Origin of the sequence: Thioclava sp. NG1, assembly GCF_003122275.1 — a bacterium.
GTDB classification, from domain to species: Bacteria; Pseudomonadota; Alphaproteobacteria; order Rhodobacterales; family Rhodobacteraceae; genus Thioclava; species Thioclava nitratireducens.
In genome coordinates, this window is sequence record NZ_QFBB01000009.1 from 1 (window position 1) to 11,841 (window position 11,841).

At 58.3% G+C, this 11,841-nt stretch carries 9 protein-coding genes and 3 pseudogenes; 2 read left to right on the forward strand and 10 right to left on the reverse strand.

Going from position 1 to position 11,841, the window contains the following annotated elements; all coding sequences use genetic code 11:
• Window positions 1–229: 229 nt before the first annotated feature.
• Together DEM26_RS16180 and DEM26_RS20705 are read right to left on the reverse strand one after the other, a co-directional pair.
• Window positions 230–1,072 carry a LysR family transcriptional regulator gene (locus DEM26_RS16180; protein ID WP_088736251.1) on the reverse strand — a complete coding sequence of 281 codons (843 nt, stop codon included), beginning with the start codon at window positions 1,070–1,072 and terminating at the stop codon, window positions 230–232.
• 1,214 nt (window positions 1,073–2,286) lie between these two features.
• Window positions 2,287–2,598 (reverse strand): annotated as a pseudogene (locus DEM26_RS20705) (integrase core domain-containing protein); the annotation flags it as partial.
• A gap of 58 nt (window positions 2,599–2,656) precedes the next feature.
• On the opposite strand from DEM26_RS20705, the gene DEM26_RS16195 reads away from it, so the two are divergent.
• The gene (locus DEM26_RS16195) at window positions 2,657–3,676 is read left to right on the forward strand and encodes an IS110 family transposase (RefSeq protein WP_088736241.1); all 1,020 of its coding nucleotides are present in this window, start codon (window positions 2,657–2,659) and stop codon (window positions 3,674–3,676) included.
• A gap of 258 nt (window positions 3,677–3,934) precedes the next feature.
• Here the strand turns inward: DEM26_RS16195 and DEM26_RS16200 are convergent.
• The 8 genes and pseudogenes from DEM26_RS16200 to DEM26_RS20965 form a co-directional block, all read right to left on the reverse strand.
• Window positions 3,935–4,876: pseudogene (locus DEM26_RS16200) on the reverse strand (IS3 family transposase); the annotation flags it as partial.
• A 60-nt stretch (window positions 4,877–4,936) separates the two neighbouring features.
• Window positions 4,937–5,224 carry a hypothetical protein gene (locus DEM26_RS20230; RefSeq protein ID WP_146194474.1) on the reverse strand — a complete coding sequence of 96 codons (288 nt, stop codon included), beginning with the start codon at window positions 5,222–5,224 and terminating at the stop codon, window positions 4,937–4,939.
• A gap of 370 nt (window positions 5,225–5,594) precedes the next feature.
• A complete protein-coding gene (gene rnk / locus DEM26_RS16205; RefSeq protein ID WP_088736242.1) occupies window positions 5,595–6,038 on the reverse strand; it encodes a nucleoside diphosphate kinase regulator in 444 nt (147 codons plus the stop codon).
• An 83-nt stretch (window positions 6,039–6,121) separates the two neighbouring features.
• Complete coding sequence (locus DEM26_RS16210; protein ID WP_088736243.1) at window positions 6,122–6,589, reverse strand: hypothetical protein; 468 nt, start codon at window positions 6,587–6,589, stop codon at window positions 6,122–6,124.
• A 607-nt stretch (window positions 6,590–7,196) separates the two neighbouring features.
• Window positions 7,197–7,511 carry a DUF1127 domain-containing protein gene (locus DEM26_RS20820; protein ID WP_346394599.1) on the reverse strand — a complete coding sequence of 105 codons (315 nt, stop codon included), beginning with the start codon at window positions 7,509–7,511 and terminating at the stop codon, window positions 7,197–7,199.
• Window positions 7,512–7,986: 475 nt separating this feature from the next.
• Window positions 7,987–8,731, reverse strand: a pseudogene (locus tag DEM26_RS16225) (IS5 family transposase).
• Window positions 8,732–8,876: 145 nt separating this feature from the next.
• Window positions 8,877–9,611 carry a 16S rRNA pseudouridine(516) synthase gene (locus DEM26_RS16230; RefSeq protein ID WP_088736246.1) on the reverse strand — a complete coding sequence of 245 codons (735 nt, stop codon included), beginning with the start codon at window positions 9,609–9,611 and terminating at the stop codon, window positions 8,877–8,879.
• Between the two features lie 270 nt (window positions 9,612–9,881).
• Window positions 9,882–10,073: a hypothetical protein gene (locus DEM26_RS20965; protein WP_441351182.1), complete on the reverse strand. Its 192-nt coding sequence runs from the start codon at window positions 10,071–10,073 to the stop codon at window positions 9,882–9,884.
• Window positions 10,074–11,013: 940 nt separating this feature from the next.
• Between DEM26_RS20965 and DEM26_RS16240 the strand changes: the two genes are divergently transcribed.
• Window positions 11,014–11,727 carry a uroporphyrinogen-III synthase gene (locus DEM26_RS16240; RefSeq protein WP_088736248.1) on the forward strand — a complete coding sequence of 238 codons (714 nt, stop codon included), beginning with the start codon at window positions 11,014–11,016 and terminating at the stop codon, window positions 11,725–11,727.
• Window positions 11,728–11,841 lie beyond the last annotated feature (114 nt).

Below are 11,841 nucleotides of genomic sequence, written 5' to 3' on the forward strand. Positions count from 1 at the left end.
TAACGATCAGTTATGGACCCTCGGTCGCGGCATGAAGCCTCTGACAGACATACTCGGTTCGATCGACCAAAGGGCGGACGAAACCTTGCCGGAAGGAGTTTTTTCGATCCCGCGAAAGCACTACGCAGCGAGCCCGAACGCGAGGTGACCGATCGGGAATGTTCCAGCAGGATACCGAACGCGAGCGACAGGCCGCTGGGAAAGGACAAGAGCGGAAATTGATCGCAGATCAAGGCGCATCAAGGCCAGCCATCAAACTCTGGACCATCGGATCAACAAGCGCTTTGTTGCGATCCTCGCGGATCACGATCCACGCCGGCAATTCGAACACCGGCGCACCGGGCACCGGGAACAGGGCGCCGCTATCGATCTGGTGTTCGACCAGACGCCGGGGAAAATAGCCGCTGCCTCCATTGAACTTGAGATATTGAAGGCCGAGCCAGGCGATATTGGCCGAGAGTGCAGGACCGGGAAACTCCGGAAAGCCAGCGCGGAACTGATTGTCGAATTCCGGGCCCCACTCGACATGGATATAGCCGTCAGGCTGCATGCTAGCGGTCGGTTCGGTGGAGACAAGCACCAGCTGTTCAGTAAGCAATGGTAGGAGCTCGAGCATCGGCCGGCGCTGCGGGGTGAACATAACTCCGATATCCATCCGCCCGTCGACCAGCGCCTGCATCAGTTCCGGCTCGAAGCCGATTTCGGAATGAAACGAAACCCTAGGATGGGACCGCTGGATATTGGCGAACCAGTGCATCATCAGCCCTTCCCACAGGCCGAAGCGAGCCCCGATGACGACACGCGCGCGGAATTGTCCAGGCAGGCCGACGTCGTGCCGCGCGCGTTCGAGGGCTCGCACCATCTGCGCTGCATGCTTCAAGAACCGGCCACCGCCCGCAGTCAGCGCCGCGCCGGCCTTGTTGCGAGTGAAAAGTCTGGTGCCTAACTGATCTTCGAGTGTCCGGATGCGGGCGCTCACGGTTGACTGGGTAACGTGAAGCCTTTCGGCGGCCGCGACGAAGCTGCCGGTATCAGCGACGGCAAGGAAAGTTCGGGCATGTTCAATGTTCATAGAGGCCCCATGCATCGTATTTTCAAATATCATATCGCATTTATATTCGCTTTCCCAATATGATGAATCGCGCGACACTTGAACCCGCGCATCTCGCGGACAACCGGAAGATCACCGGCATATGAATTAGACGAGCTTACCGGGCCGGAGGGGTTTCCGGCAGTCGACAGCCTCTCGTGGATCGCGTCTGGCCGCAATGCGTGGCGTGGGAGAAGTTGCCGGGGCCTGACGAGTCCGAAATCTGCGCCGAGCCTCGAACTCCGCCGCAGGCTCCGACACGCCCCGGACCGGTGGGCAACCTTCGAAGCCGCGAATTGGTCAGAATTCGCCGCCCGCCCGACCCGCGTTGTGGATCTATGCGACTGACGTCGCGCTGAAAGAGTGTCTCGAAAGGAGGTTCGTAAGGCCATGAGAAACAGCGATTTGAACGGAGCGAACAGCGTGACGGGGAGCGAACCCGCCGCGCCGAAGGATGAGAGCAATGACGGGCGAAGGCCGTGCCCGACCCCGGGAGAGTGTCGCCTCATGGCTGGGCTCGGGCTTTCGTTGGCCGGAATCACCCTCTTCACCTTCGGCGACACGGGCATTGCGGGGCCATGGGCGCACAGCGTTGGGATCAGCGCGCTAACCACTGGCCTGCTGCTGTGGGGAGTGGGTGCCATTCGACGCACGCTCGAACTGTGACGCCGGCTCTCACTCGAGGCACCGCGTATTTCATCCGCTGTGCTGACCGCACACCAAAAAGCCGTTCGAGAGATCCCAGCGTGATGGAAGACAACGACGGGCGCGGCATCGGGATATTCTCGTCTCCGCCCTCATTCGCGGTGGAGTTCGCACCAGATTAGTGCGCCCCGCCGACGTCAGTCCCGAATAGCCGGGTGCGTCCCCGCGCGTCGACCGACGATCATGAGAACGAAACAGTGGACTCGAGTGACATGGAAAATGAAATGAGTTTCGAAATGGTGATCGGTTGGCTTTTCGGCCTTCTAATTCTGGTATTGGTGGTTTTGACCATAGCAGCGCTGATCAAATGTCTACAGAAATAACGAAGAAGCCCCTAGCAAAAGCTCCGTGTTTCATAGCGGTGCTCTTTATATCCGTGATGTGGAATAGGTGGCCTGATCGAGAACGAAATATCTTCCACGGGACTTAACCTCGACCATCGATTAGACTCCGACCCAACCTTGATGTCCATCAGATGCTCATCTCTCCACCTACGCCCGCAATGATAGCAGCAGGTTGGTGGGAAGGCAGTTCATCCCATTAGCCCTTGGCAAACTACGCGTTATGATCGAGCGTACAATCGAGACGATCGCGAATCCAGCATTTCGCGCAGCGGGGCGGGCGATTGCGGAGGTCAGGGCCCGCGCGTAGTCAGCCGGTGTCTGGTAGTCCAAGGCCGAGTGCGGGCGTTCGGTATTGTAGTCGGCAGCCCAGGCGGCGATCACGATCCGCGCATGGGCCAGATTGCGGAACATGGTCTCGTTGAGCAACTCGTCCCGCATCCGCCCGTTGATGGGGAAGACGGCCCCGCTCCTGAGAAGGGACCGTATACTGGTCCTACTTTGCAGAAGGAGCATTCCCATGAACCCAGCTACCGTGGGCCTTGATCTGGCCAAGAACGTGTTTCACGTCCATGTCGCCGACGCGTCCGGCAGAACGCTCGACAGCAAGCGACTTACGCGTCGTGAGCTTATGCCTTACTTCGAATCACTACCCCTTTGCCTGATTGGCATTGAGGCGTGTGCAACTGCCCACAACTGGGCTCGGCAGTTGCAGAGGGTCGGCCATGACGTTCGTCTCATTCCTCCAGGTTACGTAAAACCCTTCGTGCGACGGGGCGCGAAGAATGACGCCACTGATGCGGCTGCCATTTGTGAAGCGGTTACCCGTCCCAACATGCGCTTTGTCCCGATCAAATCGCGCGAAGATCAGGCATTTCTGATGCTGCACAGAGCCCGAGGGCTTCTGGTCCGACAGAGAACGATGGCAGCTTGTGCTTTCCGGGCGCATTTGGCTGAGTATGGAGTTATCGTCCCACAGGGTAGGCACCGGGTCGATGCCCTCGTCGCAAAGCTGGACGAGCTACGAGAGGATCTACCGGAGGATGCGTACTTCGCTTTGGATGCTCTCGTCGGGCAACTGGATGCGCTGAATCGGCAGATCGATAGTATAGACATCCGGTTGGCGGAGATCCACAAAACCAATTCTATCTGTCGCTTGCTTGCGACCATACCGGGGATCGGGCCGATTACCGCGACGGCCTTTGCAGCGACTATCCCAGACCCCTCGGCGTTTCGATCAGGGCGGGAGTTTGCTGCCTGGCTTGGACTGACGCCGCGACAAAACTCATCGGGGGGCAAACACAGGCTCGGTGGAATCACCAAACAAGGTGACCGGTATCTTCGCCATCTGCTGGTCCTGGGAGCGCGCACTGTGGTGCGGTATCCAAAGGCCCGCTCCCGCGTAGATGGTCCGTGGATCGAGGCTTTGCTGGAGCGGCGCCGACCCATGGTTGTTGCTGTCGCGGTCGCAAACAAGCTGGCGCGGACGATATGGGCGATGCTCTCTACCGGAGAAGTGTTCCGGAGCGCTCAGCCGTGAAGGATCAACAAACTAACGAACAATGAGATGGCACAAGTGCAATAACAGCGTGATGGCAAATCGGCAGAGCTGAGGATCGAGAAAGCCCAAAGAGTTTTAAGCGCGCCAAAACGCGTCCCGTTGATGAGGCCTCGATCCGCGGACACCATCAGGACCAGCAGTCATGTATAAGGCTGCGGGAACAGGCCGAATACATGAACGCACCGGTCGATGAAGATCACGTTCAAAACACTTGCGCCCGCGGGGCCGTCTATACATGAAACTCTCCACGAAACCGTGTCTCGCATCGGCTTGCCCGGCGCGATGTAGTGCCATTCGATCCGGTGCTCGGAACACCACCGCAGGATGGCATTCGAGGTCAGTTCCGTGCCGTTGTCGCTGACGATCATTCCCGGCTTGCCGCGGCGCTCGATCAGAGCCGTCAGTTCGCGCGCCACCCGGCGCCCCGAAATCGAAGTGTCCGGGATGGCGGCGAGGCACTCCCGGGTAACATCGTCGACCACGTTGAGCACTCGGAAGCGCTGGCCGCTGGCGAACTGGTCGTGGACGAACCGAAGGTCCGCGTAGCGAAACCCAGCGACCAGCGGGCATTGGGCCGCGCCTCGACCAGGATCGGGGCTCGCGTCCCGATAGCCTTGCGCCGTGCCTTTCGTTTGCGCACCGTCAGGCCTTCTTCGCGGTAGAGCCGGTAGATCCGGTTGATCCCCGAGGCTTCTCCCTCGCGCCGCAGCAGCACGAAGAGCCGCCGATAGCCGAACCGCCGACGCTCGTTGGCCAGCTCCCGCAACCGCCCGCGCAGCACCGTGTCCGGCGCACGCTGCGTCTGGTAGCGGACCATCTTGCGATCCGCCCCGGCAATCCGGCACGCCCGCCGTTCCGAGAGCCCGAACTGGGCCTTCAGATGCGCGACCGCCTCGCGCTTCAAGGCAGGCGTTACCACTTTTTTGAAACCAGTTCCTTCATCGCCGCCAGGTCCAGCATCTGCTCGGCCAGCAGCTTCTTCAGCTTGGCGTTCTCGTCTTCGAGCGTCTTCAGCCGCTTTGCCTCCGGCACCGTCATGCCGCCGAACTTCGCCTTCCAGTTATAGAAGGTCCCTTCCGACATGCCGTGCTTGCGGCACAAGTCCGCGCACTTCGCGCCTGCCTCGTGTTCGGCCAGGATGCCGATGATCTGCTCGTCCGTGAATCTCGTTCGCTTCATTGTCCGTCCTCAAGTTGGGTCGGACTCTAATCGATGGTGGAGGAAAAATCCCGTGGCAGGTCACACGCCGTATTTTTCCGTCGAAGCGAGATAGTTTTCGATATAAATCTCGTGCATTAGCGCGACATTGCTCAGTTCGTAGATGACGATCAGCCCGTCGAAATAGTTGACATCATCCATCGTCAGGAACGACATGGGACAAAATCGGCCTTGAGTGGCGGGACGTTGCGCGATTGCTTCCCATAATCGTATCCGCTCAAGAACCTGGTCGAAGAATACCAGACCGGCGGCGACAAGAAGCAGAACGGAAGGCCACATCAGCCGACGGAGATAAGAGAGAAGTCTCATGTCAGTAGCCCTGTTTCTGGTGCCGCGATGGTCGGCGAGACCGGCACAGGAGGCAGGTCACGGCAGCGCCGGCATGTCGCTCGACGGCGGAGCCACAAAGACGACAGGCAATTCGGATAGTGGGGGTATTGCCCCCGAGAATGTGCCGACAGCTGGGACACCGATGGGCGGCAGCCCGGGGAAGCGACGCCTTGCAGGACGGGCAGGCAAGCGGAAGGTGACGATTCATGAGCCCCTCTTTCAACAGGAAGAAAAGACGCCGAAGCGGCGATTGCCGATATCCCGGAAGGAGTGGCGTGGCTTCGTCAGCGCATCGAGCGGCTCCTTCCGGGCAGAGCATGGGCTTCGGCAGCGCCCAGGGAATGTCCGTTCATTGTGCCTCCAGACCTTCGGGGGCATCCTGGGACGCGACGTGGAGCACGGTAAGAACCCGCCGCTTTCCATCCCTGGTATCCCAGTGGAGCGATGCGCCCTCTGCCAGTCCGATCAGGGCAACCCCGATCGGTGTCAGGATCGAGATCCGCCCGCATGCGATGTCGGCGTCTTCGGGATAGACTAGCGCTACAGTTTTTTCCTGGCCGGTCGTTTCGTCGCGATATGTGACCGCACGACCGATCGCTACCACGTTCTTCGGGAGTTTCGACGCCGGAACGATACGAGCCTGGCCGATTTCGCCGAGCAGCCGGTCGGCAAGGTCCGGATTACGCTGGATCGCGCCCTCGGCAAGTGCCTCGAGCCTTCCCAGGCAGTCGGCGCTTATGACTACCCTGGGCCTCCGGCCGGTGCCGGAAGAGGTGGAGCGTTGTTTGCTCATAGTGGTTTCCTTTGAATCTGCTTGTGGTGTGAGTGAGTTATGGGTGGTCTTAGTCCCCGACCCGTCATGGACGGATCAAAGCATCAGGCCGCGGCGTGGTCCGGAGTCGGACGCACATCCAGCACGACAACGACTCCGATCTGACCGTCGTCCCGCAGGAGCGGAACCTTCTGCAGCTTTCGCATTCCGATCAGGGTGGCTCCAAGCAATGAAGCAACGAGGATATGTCCCGGGACCAGTACGGGATTCATGGAAAGCACGCCGCTGCGAGCGCCCTCACCACTGATCATGTAGGTGACATGGGATCCCGCCACGACGAGATCAGGCGAGGCCGGCTCGGGAGTTCCGCGCGAGATCCGCAGCTTGTGGCGCAGCAGCCCATTTAGAAGAGGTGGGTTTGGCGAATTCCTGGTTCCGCGATGGCGGAGCAGGCGCTCAATACCGAGCCGGTCGTCGACAGTTAGAAGAAAGCCTGTCTCGACAGCGGAGCGTTCAAAGAGCGATCGAAAGTCACTGCCGGTAGGCAGGTGGGTGATCCTGGTAATGGTCATGATATGTCTCCCGGAGCGGTAAAGCCCGCGTTCTCAGATGCAAGGATGTGAGAAAACCTTGGGTGGTCGAAGACGCGCTTATGCGCAGACCGCCCGGGGACCCGGGCGGTTCAGAAGCAGAAACCGAAAAAGGTTTTCGTGCGTGACCATGCGGAGACCTTAGTCTTTGGGAGCACCCCGTCAATCTTCGAGACCGGGCGGGTATTGGAACGGACAAGGATGCACAGATCCCGCAAAGGTGAAGAAGGCGAATTGTTGACGAGGCCCACGAGGCGGACTTCGACGTCAGGGGGTCACCTACTACGCACCTCGAAGTTTAAGCCACGTCGAGCTTCCTGCATCGGCCGGCGGTGTGGCAGCGGGATGATGTTTGTCGATGTCGTGCGACCACCATCGTCTTCCCACCGCGCCAGGCATTTGGCGCTCGGCTCAGCGACCGACCTCTCCATGTCACTTGGCCTGAAAAGCTCCGGAAACAGTTCTTCGAAATCTGCCTTGCAAATCATCATTTTGTCACTCCTTTTCATCTTTGAATGGAGAGCCACTACACGGCGAAGGCTGCGCACCACGGTAGTACCGTGGTGCGGGTTCTCGAGAATTGGCCCGACTATGCCGCTCGGCCGCCGCGCCACCGCGCATCGACCTGCACATTCGAAGAAAATGGACGCATGCTCAGTTCACGATCCATGAGACCATTGACGACGCGCGGGATATCACTGCGATCAATCCCGATGTCGCGCAGCAGGCGATCGTCCATGCCTCGAAGAGTTTCGATCATCTTCCGGCGTTGCCATTGGAGAAATGTGGTCCGGAGCCAACGTCGAAATGCTCCGGGCTTGCGTTTGCGCGGACTGGCCGCTCGAGGGGGTGGGAAGTGATGGGTATTGGATTTGAAGACGTGGGGGTGCATGTCATGCTCCATGACGGAAAAAACTGAACCGAGACGCACGCACCACGTCAGCCGGGCGACCCGCACAGGCGTGATCTTCCGGCCAGATTGGCGCGTTCGCCACTTCGACTGATCTGTAAGAGATCGAGAAGACCCCGAGGCGCGGACCGGCAAGCGGCCTGATCCCGCCCGGGGGCTACCGGCGGTTCAGTGTGTTTCCTGCGTTTAGCAGGAACCTCGTATGAAGACGGAACACGGTCATGACTGAGATATCGGCATTCCACGTGTGTTTATCAAGAGGAAGACGCAGTCTGCGACTTTCTGGCACTGACGCCATCAGAGGCGGACGAGGCTCACGGATGATGCCCCGCCAACGGGGATCGCTGACCTCGGTTCGATTGTCGCGCAGCAGTGAGAACCAACTCTCATAGTGGTGCCACTTCGCCGCACCCTGGTAGGGACAATTGACAGAATTCATTTGTTGCATAGGCTCCAGAATCGTTAATTTTCAAAGCTGGAAGATGACAGTTGCGGCGAGGGCTACGGCGGACAGAAAGACCTTCGGGCACCTGTCGTAGCGGGTCGCAACGCGGCGCCAGTCCTTGAGCTTGCCGAACATGATCTCGATACGGTTGCGCCGCTTTTAGCGGCGCTTGTCATATTTGACGGGCATGCCTCGGGATTTCCGGCCCGGGATGCAGGGCTTGATGCCCTTGTCCTGCAAGGCTTCACGATACCAGTCGGCCAACAGCCATTCGGCCTCGGGCAGGCTACTCAGCAGGGCCGCCACACCGGTGTAGTCGCTGACCTAGCCCGCTGTCATGAAGAACTTGATCGGGCGGCGGTTCGCGTCCGTGACGGTTTGCAACTTGGTGTTCATGCCACCCTTCTTCCGCGCAATCAGCCTGCCACGCCCCCTTTTTCAAACGCTGGCTCGAAGCCGTGCGGTGCGCCTTGGGATAGGTGGCGTCGATCATCACTGTCTTTCGGTCGGCGGCCTCGGAAGCAAGCCCCTCCATCATCCGGGCGAAAACACCAATGTCGCTCCAGCGCTTCCATCGGTAGTAGAGGCTCTTCGGCGGGCCATACTCTGGCGGCGCATCGGACCAACGCAATTCATTACGATTGATAAAGACTAAACCGCTCAAGACCTGCCGATCATCGACCCGCGGTTTGCCATGGCTCTTTGAAAAGAACGGCCGCAGCCTCGCCATCAGCTCGTCGCTCAGCCAGAAAAGGTTGCATGCCCTCATCTGTCAGGCAGCGTGAATTACGCCGGCAAGGTAGTCGCAAGCCGATTAATGGGTCGACCCTATGTCCTACGCGCCAACATCGCCGGTTTCATGCAGGTTGCCGAAGCGATGCGTATGCGTGGGGTGATCTGAGCCAATCAGGAAACTATCGGAAGACCAGGGCGATCTCTTCTTTGCCAAGCAGCCTCCACTCCCCGGGGTCGAGGCTGTCTGGCAGGCAAAGATTGCCCAGACGTTCACGTCGAAGGGTTTCGACGAAATTGCCCGCAGCGGCGAACATACGGCGAACCTGATGGTATCGGCCTTCCGTCACGGTAATCAGGGCTTCGTTATCCGATATGATTTCCAGCACCGCTGGCGCCAGCGGTTTGTCTTCGCCCTTGAGCGTGAGAGTACCCGACGCAAACAGTGCTATTTCTTTACCGTCGAGTGGACGTGCTAGTATGGCGCGATAGGCCTTGCTGATCTGATTTTTTGGGCTGCTGATCCGGTGCAGAAGGTTACCATCATCGGTCAGCAGCAGCAGGCCTGATGTTTGTTTATCCAAACGGCCAATGGTTGAAATCGCGGGATCGCGGCGCCGCCAACGTGCGGGCAAGATGTCATAGACAAGTGCGCCCGCCTCCTTGTGCGAACAGGTTACCCCTACAGGTTTGTTCATCAAAACGACCATGCCTGCAAGCGGATCGAGCGCCTTTCCCGCGACATTCATACGGCTTGGCAGATCCGCACTGATAGGGATGCGAACGGCGGCGTCCAATATCTCTTCCTGGTCGAAGACAATACCACCATAGCGTGCCAACTGCGCGATGTCCTTGCGTGTGCCATAGCCCATCGAAGACAAGAGCTTGTCGACGCGTGTAGTTGAAACCTTTGACATATCCGGTTCCCTTGTGGACCATATTCAGTGCAGAGTGAAACAAACGCTCTCTCCCTGCCAGAGACGACAGAGCGACAGTCAGGATTCGCTATTTCCGAGAGGTTACGGGACCGATTTCAATGGTTAACGTTCTGCGCTGTTCCGCACGGGTGTCCTAATGAAACGATGTGCCTTCGGGCGATTCAAGAAGCGCTACCCCGATCGGCGTCATGACGGAAATCTTGCCTGCGCGATATCTGCATCCTCGGGATAGACAAGCGTCACGGTTCTTTATCTCCCAGATAATTCATCAGTATACGTGACCCTGTTTCCGATCGCGGCCACATTCGCCGGCGAACTTCGCCGTACGCAGGATTTTCGCGGCCAAGGTCTTCCAGCACGCTCCGCCGGATCGGCTTTGCGCGCTATCCCGCCTTCTGCCAGCGCTTCCAGATGGTCAAGATCATCGGCACTGATGATAATCTTCGGATTTTGTGTCCGACGACTACGCTACTGTGTAAGTTCTTGCGGTGCCATGGTGGCCGCTCCTTATGTGAAAAAATGCAGCCGCGCGGGAAGCAGACGGCCCCGTCGGTCTGGGTCAGGTCTGTCAGGAGATTTCAGATTGCCTGGATTACGCGCGAAACCGTAACGGATCGAATAGCTCCATTTTCGCACAGCAAGGGCGCACGTTGACCGACCAACATCCCGATGAGGGTTACGCCCAAGATCGAATATGCAGGTATGCCCCTCGTGCCCTGCCCCCATCGAGCCCGATGGACGAGCAAGCCATCCTGAACCGGACCTTGGTCAATAACGTATTGGAATTGACGACCGTTCGTTACCATATGCGCTGCGTAAAGGTTCTTGACCGGTTTCAGTGTCATCAACTTGTGTCGAATAATATATGATAGCATAATCTCAGCACGGTCTTGTGGCTCATCGCATTGCTTCTGATATGCCTTCAGCCTGTTATAGTCAGTTTCTGGAACTAGCGAACACTCGCGAGGCCATTTTTGACCGTTAAGCCGTTTCTCAAAAGTAGAAAACCGAAGTTCGTGGATATTGGACATGACTTCCCCCATGGCCATCGCGGCCGCGTGCTCATCATTGAAACTTGAGGAGGCCCCGGGGGTGCAGCAGGCGTAAACGCGCCTAGACCGCCCGGGGAAGCGGGCGGTTCAGCAGAAGAAAACGATAATGATCTGCATGTTCCAACATACCTCCAGAGTTAGGCAGTCAAATTGGTTGTGTCAATCAGATCGACTTCGACGTCGCACTATCGGCGGGCCTGTGACACCTCGTTCATTGGCGTTCTTCGCGATTGCTGGCATGATCAGAACACAGGAGCACCGGGCACCAGAGGTCTGGTGTTACCAAGTGCCCGTGGAGCGAAAATATCCGAAAGAAAGGCGCACTCTGCATGCATGTTCTGCTCACGCGACCATCCTTCCAAGCCGAACTCATGCGGCCTTGTCTGGAACAAAGAGGATGCAAGGTTTCAGTTGAACCGATCTTGAACGTGTCTTCGGCAGGCCCGAACACAGACGCGTTCCGCGGAGCCGATATTTTCGTTGTTACGTCCACCTTTGCATCTTTGTATATCGTCAACGCGGGCTTTCTGAAGACGACCACACCGATCTATGCCGTTGGGGCGGGAACGGCTGCGCCGCTACGCCAGGCGGGATTCTCGCGGACCTTTCAAGCAGACGGTGACGCAAAAAGCCTTCTCCATCTCATCCTGAAAGAAGTCAGGCCAACGGATGGGACGATCACCTACCTGAGTGGACAGAACGTTACCGCAGACATCGCGCAAGATCTAGTCTGTCGGGGCTACAAGGCTCGACGTGTCGTCGTCTACAAAGCCGAACCCGCGCAGACCCTGTCTGAAGCAACTCAGGACTTGATAAGCAGGCGGAGTATCAAGTGCGTCATTTTCATGTCCTACCGGACCGCAGATTTCTTCACGGAACTATGCCATTCGTCCGGGCTTTCAGATTGCTTGGGTTCCGCGACCGCGGCAGTGCTTTCCGACAAGGTGGCAAGCGGCCTGAAATGGAACCAGTGGAAAGAGATTCAAGTGGCGGCGGCGCCGTCAAACGATTCCATCATTGACCTTATTTGCCCTACGAAGTGAGCTTTCCACCCCCGCCGGATAGCCAGGGTTTTCGTGAATGGAGTGATCGGCTGGGTTTTGTCGCAAACTTTGACGTCGTGCCGGCGAAGCCACTGGACATACTGACTTATGCGG